Origin of the sequence: Candidatus Flexicrinis affinis (genome assembly GCA_016716525.1) — a bacterium.
In the GTDB taxonomy this organism is placed as follows: domain Bacteria; phylum Chloroflexota; class Anaerolineae; order Aggregatilineales; family Phototrophicaceae; genus Flexicrinis; species Flexicrinis affinis.
The window spans coordinates 192954-214210 of record JADJWE010000001.1; the positions used below are offsets into that span (position 1 = coordinate 192954).

13 protein-coding genes are annotated in these 21257 nt (G+C 60.5%); 7 read left to right on the forward strand and 6 right to left on the reverse strand.

From position 1 onward, the window contains the following. Positions 1–119: 119 nt before the first annotated feature. Positions 120–2801, forward strand: a complete 2682-nt coding sequence (locus IPM16_00735; GenBank protein ID MBK9121634.1) for a hypothetical protein — start codon at positions 120–122, stop codon at positions 2799–2801. A gap of 312 nt (positions 2802–3113) precedes the next feature. Then, positions 3114–5636, forward strand: coding sequence for a hypothetical protein (locus IPM16_00740; protein MBK9121635.1), 2523 nt, complete (start codon positions 3114–3116; stop codon positions 5634–5636). A gap of 27 nt (positions 5637–5663) precedes the next feature. On the opposite strand, the gene IPM16_00745 is transcribed toward IPM16_00740, so the two are convergent. Next, positions 5664–8342, reverse strand: a complete 2679-nt coding sequence (locus IPM16_00745) for a DUF5110 domain-containing protein (GenBank protein ID MBK9121636.1) — start codon at positions 8340–8342, stop codon at positions 5664–5666. Between the two features lie 373 nt (positions 8343–8715). On the opposite strand from IPM16_00745, the gene IPM16_00750 reads away from it, so the two are divergent. From IPM16_00750 to IPM16_00770, 5 genes are all read left to right on the forward strand, one after another. Next, positions 8716–10050 (forward strand): extracellular solute-binding protein, encoded by a 1335-nt coding sequence (locus IPM16_00750; protein MBK9121637.1) that lies wholly within the window; start codon positions 8716–8718, stop codon positions 10048–10050. A 139-nt stretch (positions 10051–10189) separates the two neighbouring features. Beyond that, a complete protein-coding gene (locus IPM16_00755; protein MBK9121638.1) occupies positions 10190–11143 on the forward strand; it encodes a sugar ABC transporter permease in 954 nt (317 codons plus the stop codon). Positions 11144–11156: 13 nt separating this feature from the next. After that, positions 11157–12746 carry an ABC transporter permease subunit gene (locus IPM16_00760; protein ID MBK9121639.1) on the forward strand — a complete coding sequence of 530 codons (1590 nt, stop codon included), beginning with the start codon at positions 11157–11159 and terminating at the stop codon, positions 12744–12746. 31 nt (positions 12747–12777) lie between these two features. Beyond that, complete coding sequence (locus tag IPM16_00765; protein MBK9121640.1) at positions 12778–13857, forward strand: ABC transporter ATP-binding protein; 1080 nt, start codon at positions 12778–12780, stop codon at positions 13855–13857. 5 nt (positions 13858–13862) lie between these two features. Beyond that, complete coding sequence (locus tag IPM16_00770) at positions 13863–15281, forward strand: glycerophosphodiester phosphodiesterase (protein MBK9121641.1); 1419 nt, start codon at positions 13863–13865, stop codon at positions 15279–15281. Positions 15282–15316: 35 nt separating this feature from the next. Here IPM16_00770 and IPM16_00775 read toward each other — a convergent pair whose 3' ends face one another. The 5 genes from IPM16_00775 to IPM16_00795 all read right to left on the reverse strand — a co-directional run bounded on the left by IPM16_00775 (position 15317) and on the right by IPM16_00795 (position 21169). Next, positions 15317–16333, reverse strand: a complete 1017-nt coding sequence (locus IPM16_00775; GenBank protein MBK9121642.1) for a LacI family DNA-binding transcriptional regulator — start codon at positions 16331–16333, stop codon at positions 15317–15319. Between the two features lie 153 nt (positions 16334–16486). After that, the gene (gene yjfF, locus IPM16_00780; protein ID MBK9121643.1) at positions 16487–17476 is read right to left on the reverse strand and encodes a sugar ABC transporter permease YjfF; all 990 of its coding nucleotides are present in this window, start codon (positions 17474–17476) and stop codon (positions 16487–16489) included. Further along, a complete protein-coding gene (locus IPM16_00785) occupies positions 17473–18495 on the reverse strand; it encodes an ABC transporter permease (GenBank protein ID MBK9121644.1) in 1023 nt (340 codons plus the stop codon). Before IPM16_00785 ends, yjfF begins: the two co-directional genes overlap by 4 nt. Before the next feature lie 102 nt (positions 18496–18597). Continuing rightward, positions 18598–20118, reverse strand: coding sequence for a sugar ABC transporter ATP-binding protein (locus IPM16_00790; protein ID MBK9121645.1), 1521 nt, complete (start codon positions 20116–20118; stop codon positions 18598–18600). A 133-nt stretch (positions 20119–20251) separates the two neighbouring features. After that, on the reverse strand, positions 20252–21169 hold the full coding sequence (locus tag IPM16_00795; protein ID MBK9121646.1) for an ABC transporter substrate-binding protein: 918 nt from the start codon (positions 21167–21169) through the stop codon (positions 20252–20254). Positions 21170–21257 lie beyond the last annotated feature (88 nt).

Sequence of the window (21257 nt, forward strand, 5' to 3'; positions counted from 1 at the left end):
ATAGCGGGTTGATACAGGGTATCCGAAAGGCGTATTTGGGTGGTTGATTGTTTGTGTTTTTGTGGATTTGCGGGTGCGGCGCTAAACTTCGACATCGCAACTGCAGCTTGGACATTCCCATGGACACGTCAGCGCCGGAACTGTTGAAGACGAAGCTGACTCCTCCCCCTGCCCGCGCTGATCGCATTCCTCGCCCATTACTCGATCAGAAGTTCAGCGCCAGCTTAGAACTGCCTCTCATTCTCGTGTGTGCGCCTGCCGGATATGGCAAGACCACCCTCGTGAGCGAGTGGATGGCTTCAGACTACGGGAGGGCCATTCCGTTTGCGTGGCTCTCGCTCGACGATGACGATAACGACCCCGGCCGTTTTCTGACTTACGTCGTCTCGGCGGTTGCGTCTACGGACCCGCAAGCCGCTGACGATCTACTGTCGCTGCTGCGTTCCGCCCAGCCGCCACCGCCCAAAGCCGTCATGACTGCCCTGATCGCCTTCGTGGAGACGCTTCCGCAGCAGTTCGCGCTGGTGTTGGACGACTATCACACCATCGTGAACCGTGATGTTCACGACCTGATGGTATTCCTCTTGGAGCATCAGCCGCCTCACATGCACGTTATCCTCACGAGCCGTGACGACCCGCCGTTTCCGCTCGGACGCCTTCGCGCTCAGGGCCGGGTGGCAGAGATACGCGCCGACGATCTTCGTTTTTCGCAGGACGACACCCGACGATTGATACAACGGTCGTTGGGCATCCAGTTGACGACCAACCAGATCAATGAGCTTGATTCACGGACGGAGGGCTGGGCGGCTGGGTTGCAGTTGGCCGCTCTGGCGATGAAGGGCCGTGAAAACGTCGACGCGTTTCTTGCGGCGTTCACTGGCAGCCACCGCTTTGTGCTGGATTACCTGACTGAAGAGGTGCTCAACCGGCAGTCTCCGGAGATGCGGCGTTTCCTGCTCGAAACGTCTGTGCTCGATCGCATGTGCGGCCCGTTATGCGATGCATTGACCGGTCGGCGCGACGGAACGCTGCAACTCGAACTGATCGAGCGCGCCAACCTGTTTCTGATACCGCTTGACGTCGAACGTACGTGGTTCCGCTATCACCATTTGTTCAGCGAGATGATGCGTCGGCAGTTGGCACGCACACAGCCGGCTCTGGTGCCGGATCTGCATCAACGCGCAAGCCGCTGGTTCGCCACCAAGAACTCAGTCGATGAAGCGATCCACCACGCCGTTATCGCGCAGGATTTCGATTTCGCGGCCAGCACAACCGAACGGTACAGCAGTCAATTCAACGTTGGGAGTTGGGGCAACTTCGCCATCAAGTGGGCCGATCAGATCCCTGAGGATGTGCTCGCCCGCTATCCGTTGCTGACCATTCGGGTGGGCCTCTATCACGGGCAGCTTGGGGATGGAAGCACCGCGGAGAAGTACCTGTTGTTGGCGCAGCCTGCGCTTCAATCCATAGAGTCGACGGACAACGATACGCTGGAATTAAGGGGGCATGCGGACTTTCTGGAAGTGATGATCGCTAATCGGCGTGACAATCTCGACCACGCGATCCGGGTTGCCGAAACGGCAATCCACTATCTCACGGATGATCAGCTTGAACTCAAAATACACATTCTTCTGATGTTGGGACTGACCTATGACCGCAAGCAACTTTTTGGGCGGGCGCGCGAAGTCTATCAGGAAGCCTTACGCATGGCACATGTGTTGAACGATTTCGCAACGGTCGTGACAGTCGTCATGCAGATTGCGACATCGTTTCTCTTCGAGGGTCACCTGCATGAACTGGAGGCGCAGGCCCAAGGACTCATTGATACGGCGAAGGCAGAAAACTGGGAGCACCTGCCGATACTCGGTAACGGATACAGCCTGCTGGCGATTGCCCATTTGGAGATGAACAAGCTGGAACAAGCGTCGGTGTCGGCACGACGGGGTCTCGAAATATGCGAGCCATTCATCCCCGACGGGGTTCTGATCTGTCACACGATTCTTGCACGTCTTCACCATCTGGCTGGCGACACGGAAGCGCTGGAGGCGTCGCTGCACGCAGTACAAAGTAATTTGGAGAGATATCCTCAGATGGCGGCACGGATGTCCATGCCGATGCTCACCCATGCGTGGGTTGTCGATGAGATCTTCAGGCTGTATAGAGCGAATTCCCCTCAAAATGACAACCTCCCCAAGACCGCCCTGTACACGCAGATACTCGCGCTGGAGTCGCTCCGCGTGCTGATAACGCGAAGCAGAGATTTCTCTCTATCCCATGCCTATGCGCAGTTGCACGAGCTGCACGAACTCATCCCGCCATCTGCATCCCTCATGTGCTACCTTGAGATGTTGATCTTGGAGGCGATGCTGCTTGAGAGGGACGGACGTACCGATGACGCTCTGGCCACCGTTCAGACAGCGCTCGAGCTCGGAGAGCCTCAGGGTTTTCGGCGCATTTTCCTCGACGCAGGGGAGGATTTCATTCAACTATTGAGACTGGCGCAGCGGCGCGGTATTGCCGCTGAATTCATCACGAAGCTGCTCGAACCCCGGAACGAAAGCACGCCCGTTCCGCCGCGCCCGGCGGTGCATACGCTAGACGATTATGAACAATTGAGCGCGCGCGAGCTGGAGGTTCTTGAGCTAATTGCGCAAGGCGCGTCCAACCGCGAAATCGCCGACTCGCTGGTTGTCAGTATCGGCACGGTCAAGAAGCACCTGAACAACATCTTCCTGAAGCTCGATGCCCACAGCCGGACGCAGGCGGTGTCGCTCGCGCGCCGGCTCCGTTTGCTCACCTAATTCCTCTGCGCGGCCTCAGAACTGCGCGTTGAGTCACGGTTGGCTGGAGAGCCGAAAAATGGCGTGATTGCGGGCCGCAGGCCGGGGTTATTGTGATTTTGCGGGTGTGGCGCTAAACTTCGACATCGCAATTGCAGTTTGGACAATCGAATGGGTACGTCAGCGTCGGAACCGTTGAAGACGAAGCTGACTCCTCCCCCTGCTCGCGCTGATCGCGTTCCTCGTCCCCTCCTCGCCCAGACGATCAGCGCAAGCCTGGAATACCCGCTCACCCTCGTCTGTGCGCCTGCCGGATATGGCAAGACGTCTCTCTTGAGCGAGTGGTTGGTTTCAGACCGCGGGAGAGCCATTCCTTTTGCGTGGCTCTCGCTCGATCAAGACGACAATGATCCCGGCCGTTTTCTCGCCTATGTCGTCTCGGCGATTGCATCCGTGATTGCGCAAGCCGCCGCCGACCTCCTGCCGCAGCTTCGCGGGTCTCAGCCACCGCCGCCCAAAGTGCTCATGACCGCCCTGATCGCCCTCGTCGAGGCGTTCCCCGGGCCGTTCGCGTTGGTGCTGGACGACTATCACAACATCGTGAACGGCGCGATTCATGACGTCATGGTGTTCTTGCTGGAGCATCTGCCGCATCACATGCACCTCGTCCTTACGAGCCGCGACGATCCGCCGTTTCCGTTGGGCCGGCTGCGCGCGCAGGGCCGCATGGCAGAGATTCGCGCCGACGATCTTCGCTTTACGCACGATGAAGCGCGCCAGTTGATGAAGCGCACGGTGGGCATCGACCTAACGGCCCGCCAGCTCGACGAATTGGACGCACGCACCGAAGGTTGGGCGGCCGGTCTGCAATTGGCGTCGTTGGCAATGAAAGGGCGCAGCGATGTCGAGGGTTTCATTTCGGCGTTTTCCGGCAGTCATCGCTTCGTCCTCGACTATCTCACCGAAGAAGTCCTGAACCGGCAGCCGGCGAACGTGCGGGCGTTTCTACTTGAAACGTCGGTGCTTGACCGCATGTGCGGCCCGTTGTGCGATGCACTCACGGGCAGGGCCGACGGCGACGCGATGCTGAAACAGATCGAGCGCGCGAACCTGTTTCTCATCCCGCTTGACGAGGAGGGGACATGGTACCGCTACCATCACTTGTTCAGCGAGATGATGCGCCGGCAGTTGACACGGTCACAGCCGCATCTCATGCCGATTCTGCATCAACGTGCAAGCAACTGGTTCGAAGATCACGGCTGGGATGTCGAGGCGGTCGAGCAGGCGTTGGCCACGGAGAACAGCGAGATTGGGGCGCAGAAAGTCGAGCAGTATGCCGAGCGGCTGTGGATGCGCGGCGAACTGGCGACCGTGCTGCGTTGGATGCGGTCGCTGCCGGAAACCGCCTTTCATTTCAGGCCGAAGCTGAGCCTAACGTACGCTGTCATGCTTTCGATGCTTGACGATTATGCGGAAGCCGACCGTCGTCTGTCCGACGCCGAACACGCACTGGCCACCTCATCGCATATCGCCGACGAAGCTGAATACGAGGCCCTGCTCGGGCGCGCGGCGGTCACGCGGGCGTCTTTGTTGCTGCTCCAAGGCAAGTCTGGGGACGAGGTCATCGCCGCTGGACGTGCCGCGCTCGAGTATCTGCGATATTCGGAGGTTCGATGGCGCGCATGGGCGCACGATATCGTCGGGATTGCGCACTGGATCGCTAGTGGGCAAATGGAACTGGCCGAGTATCACTTGAAAGAGGGAGCGAGGCACGGCGAAGCCGCCAAGGACGCCCTGACGACTTTGATCGGTCTGTCTCAACTTGCCCGGATGTATATGGCATGGGGCAAACTGCGTGAGGCCGAGCGTGCCGTCGAAGCTCTTATCGCCCACCCGACACTGCCGACAGCGCGAGCGCAAGGGCTGTTCGACCGCAGTGAAATCCGTTACGAACGCAGCGATTTGGCTGGAGCGCAGGCCGATCTGGACAAGGCCTTCGACGTCTTCGAAGACTACGTGCTCAAGCGATTCATGATCGATGGACGTGTCAAACGTTCGCGGCTTGCTTCCGCGCTCGGTCGCATGGATACAGCCCGTGAACTCATGGCAAAGGCCGTAGACATCGCGCGCTCTGCAGGTCTCGTGCAGACGTTTGTGCACGAAGCGGCGTGGCAGGCGTGGCTGTGGATCGTCACCGGCGATCTGGAGTCGGCCGGGGTCTGGGCGCACGACATCGAGCCGACGACCGGCGATCAGCTTGATCCGTCGCTGGAGGTTGAGCACATCACCTTTTCGCGTTTTCTCATTGCGTGTGGCGAGTTGGAGCGTGCCGAGGACTTGCTGGAACGGCTGCATGATGCGGCCCACCGTGCTGGGCGATCGGGGCGGGAGATCAGTATCTGTGTTCTGCAGGCGTTGGCGTATAGACACCATGACACCGACAAGGCGGTGGAGGCCCTAAGTGCAGCGCTTGCGCTAGGCGAACCCGAAGGCTATGTCCGCACATTCATTGACGAAGGGGCCGAAATGGCGGCCCTGCTGCGCGAGGCGCGTGACCGCGGGATCGCCGTCCACTATGTCGATCGACTTCTCGCCGCATTCGCACCCGAGCCTGCCGCCCAATACGATTCACCGCGCCAGAGCGTCCATCACGACGACATCGAAACCTTGAGCGCGCGCGAGTTGGAGGTTCTTCAACTTATCGCAGATGGCGCATCCAACCGCGAAATTGCCGACTCGCTGTTTGTGAGCCTCGGCACGGTCAAGAAGCACTTGAACAACATCTTCCTGAAGCTCGATGCCCACAGCCGGACGCAGGCCATCGCACTGGCACGCAAACACAATCTCCTGCAGTAGCCAATTCCCGCGGCTAACGCCGAGTGATCAGGGCGCGTCCTCGCGATAGGCCTCCACTGTGGCCGCCCACTGGTGATAGCCCACTTGCAGGCTCCACTGCGTTCGGCGCACATGCTCACCGATCGAGCCGTGCCGCCACGTCTGGATTCTTGGCGCGAACGCCTTGAAGCGCGGTGCCGTGCCATGCTCGTGACTCGTGTTCACGCCGCCGAACCACAAGTAAGCGTCTCCGTAGCGGTAGGTGATGCCCTGATCGTCGCGATTGTTCCACAGGACCAGCAGGGTCGGATGATGCGTGTCCGGCACGTAGTGAATTCCGGCGTCGTACAGGACTTCGCACAGCGCACGCACCTGCGAGTCGCGCATGGTGATGGTGTATGGCGCGATCTTGGCGGGGTCCGGGTTTGGGGAGTCGAGCAAGTCGGCGAGCCGGTTGCGGACGCCGGTATGCAGGCGGAACGCGCGCAGCAAGTCGAAAACGGTCTCGCGGGTGCGGTCGCGGCGCGATAGGAAGGTGCGCCCGCCGGCGGACAACCGCACAACCAACGTCTGTGCCGGCGTAACCGGGGCAGTCGATACGGTGAGCATCTCCCGATCGGGGTCGTACACCGAGTCCGACGGCACATGCACGCCATCGGCCAGCGCAGCGGCATCCGCGGCTGTGACGCCGTGGACGTGCAGCGTGATACGACGTTCCGCCGGCAGCACGGTTAGGTCGCCCCGTGCGGCATCGATTGTGACAGTCAGCCCGTCGCCCGTCACTGTCTGCCTGATCTTGGTCTCGGCGAACGCGCCGTCACGGTATGCCAGCGATGCGCCGTCGTCTTCGTAGAGGGTGAATTCGCCATCTGCGCCGGCAAACACGTGGATGTGCAGGTCGCGCGGGTTGCCGATTCCGCCCGAGCCCCCCTTCGGCCCCATCGGGACGATCGCCCCGGCGCGTGCGAAAACGGGGATGTCGCGCAGCGCCCCATAGACGACGTGCCACCGATTGCCCGGAACGTGCTCGCCGGTGTCGAAGCGGTACCAGTCGCCGGGCGGGAGCCACACGACCTGACGCGCCCGATTGGTGTCCGGGTCAATCGGGTCGACGAATGGCGCGGCGATCAATTCGCTGCCGAACAGGTACTGCTGCGGGCAGGCATACGCCTCGTTGGCCTCGGGATACTCGTAGTACATCGGCAGCAGCAGCGGGAGCGACTCGGATTGCGCGCGTCGCGCCATCGTATAGATGTAGGGAATCAGCGCGTGGCGAAGCTGCAACGATTCGCGAAGGGTCTCGCGGATGTCTGCGCTCTCGAACGCCCACGGCCGTTGGTCATAGAATTCACCCTTGGTGGTATGAATGCGCAGGACCGGGCTGAACACGCCGAACTGCACCCAGCGTGCGAACAGCTCGGTATCGCCGTTGCCGCTGATGTGCCCGCCGATGTCGTGGCTCCACCACCCGTAGGCGACGTTCGAGGCCGTCGCCGTGAGGTAGGGTTGGAAGCGCAGGGACTCCCACGTCATGTAGCTGTCGCCCGAAAAGCCAATCGGGTAGCGTTGATGGCCCTCGTTGCCCCAGCGCGAGAAGATGAACGGACGCCGGGTGGTGTCGCGCGCCATGTCGAGGTAGTGCAGGTGATTGATCAGCCACAGGGGGTCAAGCCCGGGGATCTTGCAGGTCAGACCCTGCTGCCAGTCCAGCCACCAGAAGTCCACGCCCATCGCCTCGTACGGATGGTGCAGCAGCTCGAAATAGGCCCGCACGAATGTCGGGTCGGTGATGTCGAACGGGACGGGCTTGCCGGAGTCGGGGTCGATGCCCATCCGCGCTGCCATCGCGCGGTACTGCGCTTCGTGATTGTGGATACCGTCGGCGGGGTGCAGGTTGAGCGCCGTTCGCAGCCCCTTGCTATGCAGGAAGTCGATCATCGCCTGTGGGTCGGAGAACAAGTCGCGGTTCCATGTATAGCCGGTCCAGCCCGAACTCTCGTTCCCCGTCTTCGTGATGTGCCAGTCCATGTCGATGATGCATACCGACAGCGGGAGGTCGTGCTGTTCAAAGTTGCGAATGAGGTCGGTGAGCTCGGCCTGTGTGTAGGCATGGAAGCGGCTCCACCAGTTACCGAGGATCCAGCGCGGGATCAACGGCATTGCGCCGCTGATGGCGCAGTAATCGCGCAGGGCGGCCTTGTAGTCGTGGCCGTAGGCGAAGAAGTACCAGTCCGTGCCCGAGCTGGCCCGCGGTTCGAGCCAGTTGTCGGCGTTTAACACCAGCGTCGCGCTGTCATCGAGCAGGTGCCACCCCGACCGCGATACGATTCCGTCCGTCAACGGTGCGCTGCCGTGGACCATATCTAGCGTACGTGTCGTACCTTTGAGGTTGTCGATGTCGACCGAGCCGGGCTTCCACTGAACTCCGGTTGCCTTGACGGTCAGGGCCAGGTTGTCGGACGAGAACGGCTTGTCACCCGAGTAATGCAAAACGAGTGACGCTGTTTCGATACGCAATGCGTCGTCGGATTCATGGGCTGAAAACGGCACCTCCGGCTGATGGCGGAACCATACGGTTTGGCTGGCGCGGTCTTCGAACCGGCCGTTCGGATCATACTCCAACCGGATGACCCGTTCGGTCAGCACAGTAAAGCGCGCGCTGCCGAAGGTTACCGTCATCGCCGGATTGGCAACCGGCCTTGCGTGAAATGCGAACTGCTCCGACATGGTGGCATGCCCCTGTTGTTTGAGTGGGCCGGCGGGATAAGCCGGCTTGGATATGACGTTGCTGCATGCATCCCGTTGGCAGCGCCAGCAGGCTCGGACATGAGTATAGCGCGGGTCGGTGCTTCGGGACGGGCATGCGTTTGGCGGTCACGACCGCCGCCGCTAATTCGATGCGCGATTGAGGTCGGTACGGCTCGGAATCATCGGCCCAATCTTCTCGTAATCTACGTTTCTTAGCCGTGTTTGCCGCTGTTCTTAAAGCGAAATCTACACCAACTGAATATAATGTCGGTACGTTGTCGTGAGCGGTTACATGCGCATGCGGCGCTAACCGTTTCCGAGGACGTAAGGAGCTTCAAGGGAGGAGTTAGAAATGGTCAAGGTCTTACGTTTGTTGTTGGTGGCCAGTCTGATGCTTTCTGGCATCGCGGTAGCTGCCCAAGAGGATGTCACCATTACCGTACGTTGTGCGGCCAACATCGCCGGCGGCGAAGGTTGGCGGTGCGACAACTTCGCTGCCGTAGAGGAGCAGGTCGAGCAAGAACTCGGGATCAACATCACCCTTAACCTGATTCAGGACAACAAGGCATGGGCGGACTACAAGACGGAGTTCGTGTTGGCCGCTGAGGCTGGCGAAGCGCCCGACATCGTGCTGTCGGGACACGAGGACATCGGCGCATGGGCCGCTGCAGGCCTGATCATGCCGCTGGATGAGCTGATCGCGCAGCATGAGGAATTTGCAGATGTCGTGCCCAATCTGTGGGCGTCGCAGACATACGATGGTGTGATCTACGGCATCCCGCAGGACGCCGAGGCGCGCCCGATCTTCTACAGTAAACTGCTGCTGGCCGATTTGGGCTGGAGTGACGAAGAAATCGAATCCTTGCCCGAACGCGTACGGACGGGCGAATTCACGTTTGAAGATATGCTGGCGACCGCCGAAGAAGCGGTGGCTGAAGGCGTTGTGGAACCCGGCAAGGGCTACTTCCACCGCTGGGGCAACGGCTTCGATTGGCTGCCCTACTACCTCGGTAACGGCGGCGAGATCATGACCGAAGACGGCCAACTGGTCTTCGATCAGGATGCTGCGCTTGCCGCGTATGAGCTGATCGGCAGCTTCGTCAAGCGCGGTGTCACCCCGGAGACGATGATCGGGACCGAGTCGTCGGCGATCTATGCAGAGTTCGCGCCGGCCGACAACGTGATGTTTTATCAGGGCGGTACGTGGCAGTGGGCCGACTGGGCGCGCAACTACGTCGCGGACCTTGGCGGCAACGACTATCTGCTCGAAAACGTCGGTCTCATGTTGTTCCCGGCGATGAATGACGGCGTGCCGCTTTCGCTGACCCACCCGCTGTCGTACATGATCAGCAGCGGCAGCGAGCATCCGGATGTCGCGATTGCGCTTCTGGCGGCGGTCACCACGCCGGACGCCAATAACCGTCACGCCATCGACAGCTTCCACCTCGGCATTCTGACCACGCAGGTCGAGTCCGAGGCGTATGCGGCCGACCCGGTCCTCAGCGGCGCGCACTACATGCTGGACTACACCCGTTTCGCGCCGAACACGCCGTTCTACAGCGCGTGGTCGAACGCTTACTGGGCCGGCATTCAAGCTGCGCACACCGGCACGCCGGCAGAGGAAGCGGTTGAACTGGCGGTTACCCAGCTACAGAACGAACTGGGCGATCAAATCGTCATCCGCTAGGCCATTCGCATAAGCCAACGCCGATGGGCGCGCACGCCGCGCCCATCGGTGTCAACCGATGCGCGAGCACCCCGGCCGAATAGGGCGGTGGATCGCGCACAACGGACTGCCGGTTCGAATAGGTCGACTTCGCATGAATATGAACACCTCCGCCCGCACCCGACCTGCGTCGGCGCGGCCGAACCTTACGGCGTACGCATTCCTCGCGCCGGTCGCGATTCTCGTGATGCTGTTCTTCATCATCCCGGCCCTGTTGGTGATTTACATCAGCATGACCGATCTGGCGACAGCAAACTTCACGTCCGATGTCGCTCAAATGACGTTTATCGGCCTGAAGAATTACGAGACCCTGTTCAAGGATCCGTTTGCTCACAAGATCTTCTTCAACACGGTGTTCTATGTGCTCGTGACGCTGTCTTTATTCAACGTTGGCGGCGCACTGGTCGTTTCGCTGCTGACCGCGCACATCAACCGCCGGGCCGGGTTCTTTTTCCGCGCACTGTGGCTGCTGCCGCGCCTGATGACGTCCACAGTCTACATCCTGATGTGGGAGCGAATGGTCGCCGATCCTCCGTTCGGCATTCTCAACCAGCTGTTCGACGTGGCGGGCTACGATTCCGTGGCGTTCAACACCAACCACGTGTGGACATTCGTGATTCTTGTGAACGGGATCATCGGCATCTCGTTTGGCATGATCATCTTCACATCGGCCATCGAGTCGATCTCCAAGGACATCATGAATGCTTCGCTGGTGGATGGATCGACCTCCATGCAGCGCATCCGCTATGTCATCCTGCCGTTGATGCGTTGGCCGCTGTTGTTCGTCCTGAGCTATCAAACATTGTCGCTGTTGACGTCTTATGAAGAGATTCTGTTGTTTACCAACGGCGGCCCGGGCGTGTATCAAACCGAAGTGTGGGCGCTGACGGCGTTCCACCGCGCGCTGTCGAATTACTTCGGCAATGCGCAGTGGGGCTATGGCTCGGCGTTCGCCGTCGTGCTGGTCATCGTCGGCATCATCCTTGCGGTCCTCTACCTGCGTATCTTCCGGTTCCGCGAGCTGGTCTCGGAACCGAAGATCGAGAACCTGTAACGGGAGGCACGATATGGATCACGCACAGCGTGCACCCCAAGCGCTCCAGTCCTCGCTGACGTCCGCATCGCTGGAAACGTTGTCAGGCACCGTGATCAGGGCAGTGCGCAGCGCCTTGATTGCGGCGGCGGTGCTGATCGTCGTGGCGTTGTTCTTCGGGCGCCTGTTCGGCCCACTGTGGGAGTCGCTTAACGTCGACGAGTCGTTTAGCGAGACACTTGCCGGCTTGGCGTCGCTGCTGCTGCCGCTCGCGGTGTACCTGTCGCTCGGGATGAGCGCGCGGCCGCACCGCAAACAAAATGCGATGCAAGCCATGGCCATTACCATCGTGCTGGCGACTATCGCGGCGGTGATCTTCTACACGGTCGGTACGCTTCAGGGTGGGGAGGCGGCGACGGAGCAGTCCTCGCTGCAGTTTGCCGCCACGCAGACCGACGACGGTATTGTGGTCGATGCGGTCGAACCGGGCGGCGCGGCCGAACAGGCCGGCTTGCTGCCGGGCGACATCATCACGGCGTTGCGGCGCGATCCGATCACGCTGGCACGACTCAACACCGCCGTCGTGGAGTCCGACCCCGATACGCCGTTTCGCCTGAGGATTCTGCGCGGCGGCGAGGAAGTGCAGCTTACCGTACGTACTGCGGCCGTAGCGATCGACGCCAGCGGCATCGACTTTGGGGCCATCGCGAGCGCGTGGGTCGGCGGTGTCGCCGTCGCGCTGATCGGCCTGTTCGGCCCGCCGGGCTGGACACCGTACATTCTGCTTACCGTATCGTTGTCTCCGCTGATCCTCGGGTTTGCCTGGCTGACGGTCGCGACGTTCTCCTACCGAACGCAGGGGCTGCTGCCTGTCGACGCACAGGGTAACGTCGGCGGGTTGACGCTGGAGAACTGGAGCTTTCTGGGCATTGGCGGCCAAGCGCCCGCGACCCCGATTTGGAGCTACGCGGCCAACTCGCTGTTCATCGCCGTGTTGATGACCGGAGTCACACTTGTGCTGTGCTCGATGGCAGGCTACGCACTGTCGCGCATGGAATTCTCGGGCCGGCGCTTCTTTCTCTCGCTGACCCTGATCCTGCACAGCTTCCCGGCGGTGACGCTGCTCATCCCGGTGTATCTGGTGCTGCTCAACCTCGGGCGTATCCCGATCATCGGCCCGCACATCGGTTTCAACTCGATCGGCGGGATCGCGCTGGTGATGGTGGCGTTCGGGCTGCCGTTCGGGGTATGGCTGATGAAAGGGTTCTTCGACAACATCTCATGGGACATGGAACGCTCGGCGCTGATCGACGGCGCGAGCCGCTGGCGCACGTTCTGGGAGATCATCCTGCCCCAAATTCGCCCCGGACTGCTCGCGCTGGGCATCTTCTCGTTCATCGGCGGATGGAACGCGTACCTGATCCCGGCTATCTTCAGCGTTGGCACGAAGGCCGCGAACCTGCCGGTATACATCCGCACGCTGACCGGCGACACCAATCCGATCAACTGGAATCAGGTTGTGGCCGTCGGAGTTTTCCAGTTGATCCCGATCCTTGTGATCTTCGTTTTCGCGCAGGAATACCTGCTCAACATCTATTCGGGTGGCAGCAAGGGCAGTTCCTAGCCCACTGCTGCGCAAGAAGGCGAGACGTAACATGCAGGTCGATATTCAGAACCTGACCAAGAAGTTCGGCGACGTCACCGCGGTGGCGGACGTTACGCTGGACATCCGCGACGGCGAGTTCGTGGCGTTTCTCGGGCCTTCGGGCTGCGGCAAGACGACCACGCTGCTGATGTTGGCGGGCATCTACAAGCCGACCGACGGCACGATCACCTTCGGGGAACGGGTCGTCAACCTCATCCCCCCGCGCGAACGAAACATCGGCATGGTGTTCCAGAGTTACGCGCTGTACCCGCACATGACGGTATTTGGCAACATCTCCTATCCGCTCAAGCTGAAGAACGTGTCACGCGCCGAGCAGCAGGAGCGCGTCAGGCGCGTTGCCGAAGTGATGGGAATCGGCGAACTGCTCGACCGCAAGCCGGCGCAGCTTTCCGGCGGTCAGCAGCAGCGCGTTGCGCTGGGGCGTGCGCTGGTCAAAGAGCCGGACATTCTGCTCTTCGACGAGCCGCTGTCCAACCTCGATGCGCGCTTGCGGCTGACGATGCGCGCCGAGATCAAGGCGCTGCAGAAACGGCTCGGCATCACGTCGGTCTACGTCACACACGATCAGGTCGAGGCACTGACGATGGCCGATCGCATCGCCGTGATCAACAAGGGACGGCTTGAGGCGTATGCCACGCCGGAGGACCTGTACGACCACCCTCGTACGACGTTCATTGCCAATTTCGTCGGCAACCCGCCGATCAACATGGTCGATGTCGAGTTGGCGCAGGAGAACGAGCAAATCGTGGCGCGTTGCGAAGCTTTCACGGTGCCACTGGACGGCGAGCGCGCTCGCAAGGCTGTGACGCATGGGCGCAAACTCACGATGGGAATCCGCGCCGAGGACATCACGCTCGGGGACAATTCGGCATTGAGCGGCGAGGTCTTTGTGGTCGAGCCGTTGGGCCGCGAAGACATGCTGGACGTGCGGATCGGGTCGGAAAGTTTCCTCGCGCTGGCCCCGCCGCAGCAGCGCGTGCGCGCCGGCGACCGGATCGGCTTGCATCTCGACCCTAAGCGGCTTCAGTTTTTCGATCCTGCAACGGGCAAGTCTGTGCTCTGGGAGTAGCCGCTATGTCATCGCTGACCGATCAGGTCACGCATTTGCGTTTCGTGTCTGCAGATACGCCCGACCGCACATTGGCGCTCGCGCATGCGCCGATCATCCGTTTCGACATGCGCGAACCGTTCTTGCCGCTGGCGGTCGGCTACACCGTATTTCGCGCTAACGGGACGTCGCCGTCCTTCCCGCGCGATATCGTCTTGGACGGTCGCGGCGCAGTGTGCATCGAATACGCGATCTGGTGGGACTGGGACATCCAACACCTCTACGAGTTGGAGCATGTCTGGGTGTACCTCGATGTCGACGGACAGCTTGTCGATGCCGACGCGAGCTGGCACGGGGGCCACAACCGCATGATCGACGAGAACGGCGTTCTCCCCGTCGAAGATGGCCGGTTGGTCATCTGTTCCGAACCGGGCAAGCACGCCTTTGCGCCATCACCGGCGAAGCTGATTGAACGCAAGCCGCACACCGACCGGAGTTGTTCGTCGCGCAGCGGGGCAGGTGGCGTGTGGGTGACTCCGCTGTTCGAGGGCGTGATTCACGACCGCAACCCGAACACCAATCAGCTCGTCCGGTCGTATCTTGAACGGCAGGCGTTTGAGCCGACGCATCAGTTCGACAACCGTTTCGCAGTCGACAGTGCCGTGTTTGTGCCGTGGGTAACACTCAACGCATGGATTCCGCCGCGCGTGACGGCGTGGCTCGATGAACTCGAGCGCACGATCCCTCCGCATGAACGGCGTGTGCTGCGCATCGCTCACCGGGGTGCAAGCGCACATGCGCAGGAGAATTCGGCCGACGCCATTCGCATCGCCGCAGAGCTTGGGTCGGATATGGTCGAGGTCGACGTGCGTGTGACGGCCGACGGCGTGCCGGTGATTTCGCACGACGACAGCCTCGAACGGGTGTACGGCGTGCCGGGGCGAATCCCTGAACTGACGCTCGAACAGCTTCAGGCCAAGGCTCCGGTGATGACCTTCGATCAACTGCTCGAGCAGTCTCGGGCGGTGGGTGTGGGGTTGTATCTCGACATCAAGGCGCTGACGCCGGTTGCCGCCGCGCACATGTTCGCGGCTGTGGATCGCACCGGCATGAAATTGGCGGTCGTGTTCGCGTCCTTCAATGTCGACATGGTGACGGAGATCAAGGCCAGACGGCCCGATGTCGTGACGTCGATTCTGTTCGGCTCAACCCACGTGGATCCGGTCGCCCTCGCACAGGCCACCGGGGCCGATATCGTGCATCCGTGCTGGGAACGCGTCTCCGACGACCCGAGCGTGCTGCTTACACCGGAGTGGCTCGAACGGGTGCGTGCGGCGAAACTGGGCGTCGTGACATGGCACGAGGAGCGCCCGCCGGTGATCGCGTCGCTCAAGCGGTTGGGCGTGACAGGAATCTGCTCGGACAACCCTGAACTGCTGGTGTAGGCGCTGCCATTGCGCATGCCGCGTGCGCGCGGGGACTACTTCGCCGGCGCCGTGCTGCTGCGGACAATCAATTCGGGGTAGAGCACGCGCTGATGGATCGGCATCTCGGGATTGCGGATTAGCGAAATCAGGAACTCGATTGACTGCTCGCCCAACGCCGTGAAGTCCTGATGGATGGTCGTCAGTGCGGGCAGGTAGTATGCCGATTCGGGGATGTCGTCAAAGCCGACGACCGACACGTCGTCCGGGACTTTGAGACCGCGTTCGTTCAGTGCGGCGATCGCACCCAACGCCATCTGATCGTTGCCGACGACTAACGCAGTGAAATCGGCGCCGTCGTTCAACAACGATTGAACTCCGTGATAGCCGCTTTCCGCCGTCCAGTGCCCCTCGACCGTCATGTGGTACGGGAGCTTGTGGCGGCTCATAGTGGATTCCCAGCTTTGATGCCGCATGATTGCGTCATACCAATTCAACGGCCCGCTGATCTCGGCAATCTTGCGATGTCCGAGCTCGATCAGGTGGTTGATGGCGAGCTGCGTGCCGTACACCTGCTCGATCCCAACCGATGCCACCCCCGGCTGTGGCTTGGTGTCGATCTGGATGAACGGGATGCGCCCGACCATTTCTTTGATCTCGGCCAAGAAGTCCGAGACGATCGGGGCGATCATAATCAAGCCGTCGATGAGGTGTTCGTGCAGGTCATCGAGCGCCGCGCGAACATCTTCGCGGCTTAACTGCTGGACAGCGGTGGGCGAAACGCGATATCCCCGGCTTCGCGCGTACTGTGTGATGTTCGACAACATCTGGGCTGGGCCATAGAAGGCCGAGCCGAAGCTGATGATCGCGATGGTGTCTGAGCGATTGGTGACCAGGCTGCGGGCCGCACGGTTCGGACGGTACTTCAGCTCTTCGATGGAGCGCAGAACCCGCTTCCGCGTGGATTCGGCGACGCTGGGGTGATTGTTCACAACGCGTGATACCGTCTGATACGAAACGCCAGAGTGAATGGCGACATCGTGGAGCGTCTTTGCCTTCTGCGAGTTTCTCATCTCAATGTCCGATATGTCCCGGTCGCGCTCACACCGTCTGAGCGACCCACGCTTAATATGGGTCACGGTGCTGATGCACACCACTCAATAGACGGGAGCCAATTGGCGAGCCCTCGAGCGCGTAGAGCTGGACACGTTGCAAGCGAAATCGTGCTAGGGTGACGCTGCCGCGGATCGTCGTCCCAATCCGAAGATCGCATGGCGACTGCTTAACAGCTTCTGTAATCCTACAAAGGCAAACAGCAAAACGCCAACCACAATCTTGATCCACCACGGCGTCAGCGAGCCATCGAGGGTGAGATACGTCTGTATCGTTCCCAACGGCATCACTGCGATGAAGGTGCCGATGACATATCCGACCCCGCCGGTTAGCAGTGTACCGCCGATGACCACGGCCGCAATGACGTCCAACTCGAGCCCGACGGCGATGGTAGAGTCTCCAGAGTGTTTCGAAAGCGACAACACGATGCCGGCGAGTGTCGTCAGGAAGCTGCTCAGGGCATACACACCGACAGTTGTGCGAGCAACCGGTACGCCCAACAGATGTGCCGCGTCCGGGTTGCCGCCGAGGGCATACACATTGCGCCCGAAGCGGGTGAAGTGGGCCAGCAGAATACCACCGACTAACACCACCAAGAACGCGCCCGCAGCAAATGTGAACCGACCACGGTCGGGAAAGATGTACACGAGGTCGGAGACCTGCTCGTAAAACGGATGGTCGATGCGAATCGAATCGGTCGACAGCACGTAGGCCATGCCGCGGGCGAGGAACAGGCCAGATAACGTTGCGATGAACGCGGGTATTTTGAAGTAGTGGATGAAGACACCCATGATGGCGCCAAATGACGTGCCGATCAGCAGCATGACGGCGAACGCCGCCAGTGGGTGCCATCCGTTGCGGTCGATCATCAAGGCGCAGAATACCCCGGTGAACGCAATCAAAGACCCGACCGACAGGTCGATGCCGCCGGAGATAATGACGAACGTCATGCCTACGGCAGCGATACCCCAGTACGCGTTGTCTCGAAGCAGGTTCCCGATCACGCGCATCGAACCGAAACTCGAAAAGCGTGAATATGCGATCAGGTACAGCGCCGCAAATACGAGAAACGTCATCAAGAGCGGAAGAAATCGCGATCTCATGCGGCCCTCCTGAATGGTTGTGTAATGAACCGGCGGAACTCAGGCGACTGCAGCAGCAGGACGGCAAGAACGACGACGGCCTTTACGACCAGATTGGTCGTTGGGTGCAGGGTGCTGACGTACAGTCCGGCCAACAGACTCTGGATGATCAGTACACCCATCACGCTGAGTACGAGGTTGAAGCGGCCTCCGGAGAGTGCCGTGCCACCGATCACGACGGCGAGAATGGCGTCCAATCCGGAGAATAGGCCGGCTGTGTGCGGATCTGCGGACTTGACCTCGCCGGCGACAATCATCCCGGCGACCGCCGCGCACATGCCCGATACCATGTAGACAAACAGCTTGATCGCTCGGGCTTGGATCCCCGCGTAGTAGCTGGCGCGGTCATTGATGCCGACCGACTCGATTAGCAAGCCCAGCGCGGTACGCCGCACGACAAGGATCGCGATGATGAGTACGCCGATTGCGATGAAGATCGGGAAGGGGACGCCCCCGACCACGCCGCGCCCGACAAATGCCAGCGACTCGTTGGTGAACGTCGGCGATTGTCCGCCAGTGATCATCTGTGCGACGCCACGGCCAGCGACCATCAAGATCAGCGTCGCGATGATGGGCTGGAGGTCCAGAAACGCGATGAGGATTCCGTTCCAGAGGCCGCAGATCGCCCCAATGGCAATCGTGATCAGGATGACGACGCCCGGTTGGTAGTAGATCTCGGTCGCGCCCGCCTCGTAATTCTTGATCAGCACGACGGCCACCGCCGCGCAGATGGCCATCACCGCGCCGACCGACAGGTCGATACCCTTCGTCGCGATGACCAACGTCATGCCGATCGCCAGCAGGGCATACGGGGCCGAGTTGTCCAGAATGTTGATCAAACTGCCGACCAACCGGTCGTTCACCATGCGAATATCAAAAAAGGTGGGTGAAATGAGGCGATCGACAAATAGAATGACGAACAGGGCAAGCGCAGTCCACAGCAAGCGCGAATCGCCCCTCAAGCCCACTAGTTTTTTCAGAATGCCCGGCCTCGGCGTGTCGAGGGCCGCCTCTCTCTCTTCAGAAGACATTCGTTCCTCTTCCGCTACTGTTGACGTCTTGAAACCGTTCCTGCCGGGCCATCAGCTTGTGGCGATCGCGCGCATGATCGTATTCTCGTCGATCTCGTCGCCTTCCAGCTCGCGCAGCTTCTTGCGATCGCGTAGGACAGCGACCCGGTCGCTGTAGTCGACGACCTCGGCCAACTCGGACGAAATGATGAGCAGCGCCTTGCCGTCTTTGGCGAGCCGCTTAATGATCTGAATGATTTCGGCGTGCGCCCCGACATCGATACCTCGTGTCGGCTCGTCGAGGATCAGCAGGTCGGGATTTGAGACGAGCCAGCGCGCCAGAATCACCTTCTGCTGATTGCCGCCGGACAGCTCCTTCACCGGCTTATCGGCGTTGGGGGTGACGATATTGAGCGCCTTGATCATCTCGTCGGCGAGCGCGTCCTGTTTCTGGCGCGAAAGATAGTTGAACCACCCCATCTTCGCCTGCAGGGCAAGAATGATGTTCTCGCGCACGCTCAGGTCGCCGATAATTCCTTCGACCTTCCGGTCTTCCGGGCACAAACCGAATCCGTGTTGAATCGCCGCGCGGGGCGAAGAAAGCTTGACACGCTCGCCTTTGACGAACGCTTCGCCCTTGTCGTTTTGTTCGATCCCGAAAATCAGATGGGCAATTTCGGTGCGCCCCGAGCCCAGCAACCCGGCGAGGCCGACAATTTCGCCGCGCCGAATCTCGAGGTCAAAAGGTTCGATCATGCCCTGCCGGCCATAGCCTTGAACCTTTATGAACGTGTCGTGTTGCTGATGGTTGGTCTCGCCTTCTGCGGCCTCGTCTCCGAGTACGTCTTGAAGCTCTTTGCCGAGCATCTCGGTGATAAGCTGCACTTTCGAGAGTTCGGATACGCGATGTTCGCCGACCTTATGGCCGTTGCGAAGCACGGTAATGCGGTCCGCGATCTCGTAGACCTGATCGAGAAAGTGGGTAATCAGGATGATGCCGATGCCGCGCGCCTTGAGTGACCGGATCACCGAGAACAACATTTCCACTTCCGGACGGTCGAGGCTCGATGTCGGCTCGTCAAGGATGAGGACCTTGGCGGACAGGCTGACGCCGCGCACGATGGCGACAATTTGCTGGATGGCCACTGAAAACGACGACAAGTTGCGCGTCACGTCAATTTCGATACCGAAGTCCTTCAGCAGTTGCTTCGCCTGCCGGTTCGCCGCGCCCATGTTGATCATGCCGAAGCGCATGGGCTGGCGGCCAAGGAAGATGTTTTCGGCAACCGACAGGGTCGGAATTAGGTTGATCTCTTGATAGACGGTGCTGATGCCGAGCTCTTGAGCGTGGCGCGGGCTGTGCGGGTCGATCTCAAAACCATCGAGGTGAATGGTTCCAGAGTCCTTGCGGTACACGCCGGTGATGAGCTTGATCAGCGTGGATTTGCCCGCTCCGTTCTCCCCGACAAGGACGTGGACGTCCCCACCGTAAAGTGTAAAATCGACATCCGATAGCGCGACAGTCGAGGGAAAAGTCTTTGTAAGTCCTTTGGCTTCCAATAACGGCTTTGCATTTTGATCAACAGCGCTCATCATCGAGATCCCCGCCAAACTCTTCGACTGTGACGTATGGCCGTCAGCAGTCACTATTTCTACTATTTTGGATCGGGAGGGGGCAAATCTGGCCCAAAGAGCCGAACTCGCCCCCTCCCGGAAGGTCTACCGCTTACTGATGGTCAGCGTCGTAGGCTGCACGCGAGGTGTACAGACCGCCACCGACCGGAATCCACTTGGGCAGTTCTTCGCCGGCAAGGTGCGCAACCACGGCATCGAACGCCGGGCCGCCCATGAACGGGCTGAGCTCGACCGTCGCATTGGTTTCGCCAGCGTCCAGCGAGTCGAAGATGTCAGGAATGGCATCGACCGACACGATCAGGATGTCCTGCGCGGGGACCAGACCGGCTTCCTTGATGGCTTCGATCGCGCCGATCGCCATGTCGTCGTTGTGCGCGAACACAGCGCAGATGTTGGCGGGGTCTTCAGAGCTCAGGATGCTCTCCATGACCGCCTTGCCTTCGGTGCGGACGAAGTTGCCGGTCTCCGAATGGATGATGTTCATATTGGCGAACAGATCGATCACCTGCATGAAGCCGGTGTGACGATCCTCAGCGGCGGCCGAACCGACGGTCCCGTACAGTTCGACAATGTTGCAGTTGCCCGATGTCGCCTGAGCCAGCCACACGGCGGCCAAACGGCCCTCATGCACGAAGTCAGAGGAGACGCGGGTTACGAACAGCGATGGATCGGAATCGACGTTGCGGTCAACAATGATCACGGGTACGCCAGAATCGGCGGCTTCCTGCAGCACATCGTCCCAGCCGCTTTCGATCACGGGGGCCAATACGATGGCGTCGACATCACCCTGCGCCAACCACGCCCGGATCGCCGCGATCTGGTTTTCCTGGCTTTGCTGCGCATCAGAGAAGAGCAGATTGATGCCACGCGCTTCGGCTTCGGCCTTGACGGCTTCAGTGAAGGCGGTGCGCCACGCGCTTTCCGAACCAATCTGCGAGAACCCGATGGTGAGACCTTCGCCGCTGCCCTGCGCCGTTACAAGCGGGACACAGAGTGCGAGCAGGAGCATAACAACGATAGTCAACTTGGCAAATCGCATTTCGAAATCTCCTTCCGTAGCAACGGATTTGGCACTAAACGTCACACGTGCAATGTGA

Bases quoted from the DNA above. Each gene is read 5' to 3' on its own strand.
- IPM16_00735 (MBK9121634.1), top strand. From the start codon at position 120: ATGGACACGTCAGCGCCGGAACTGTTGAAGACGAAGCTGACTCCTCCC.
- IPM16_00745 (MBK9121636.1), bottom strand. From the start codon at position 8,342: ATGTCGGAGCAGTTCGCATTTCACGCAAGGCCGGTTGCCAATCCGGCG.
- IPM16_00750 (MBK9121637.1), top strand. From the start codon at position 8,716: ATGGTCAAGGTCTTACGTTTGTTGTTGGTGGCCAGTCTGATGCTTTCT.
- IPM16_00755 (MBK9121638.1), top strand. From the start codon at position 10,190: ATGAACACCTCCGCCCGCACCCGACCTGCGTCGGCGCGGCCGAACCTT.
- IPM16_00760 (MBK9121639.1), top strand. From the start codon at position 11,157: ATGGATCACGCACAGCGTGCACCCCAAGCGCTCCAGTCCTCGCTGACG.
- IPM16_00765 (MBK9121640.1), top strand. From the start codon at position 12,778: ATGCAGGTCGATATTCAGAACCTGACCAAGAAGTTCGGCGACGTCACC.
- IPM16_00770 (MBK9121641.1), top strand. From the start codon at position 13,863: ATGTCATCGCTGACCGATCAGGTCACGCATTTGCGTTTCGTGTCTGCA.
- IPM16_00775 (MBK9121642.1), bottom strand. From the start codon at position 16,333: ATGAGAAACTCGCAGAAGGCAAAGACGCTCCACGATGTCGCCATTCAC.
- yjfF (MBK9121643.1), bottom strand. From the start codon at position 17,476: ATGAGATCGCGATTTCTTCCGCTCTTGATGACGTTTCTCGTATTTGCG.
- IPM16_00790 (MBK9121645.1), bottom strand. From the start codon at position 20,118: ATGAGCGCTGTTGATCAAAATGCAAAGCCGTTATTGGAAGCCAAAGGA.
- IPM16_00795 (MBK9121646.1), bottom strand. From the start codon at position 21,169: ATGCTCCTGCTCGCACTCTGTGTCCCGCTTGTAACGGCGCAGGGCAGC.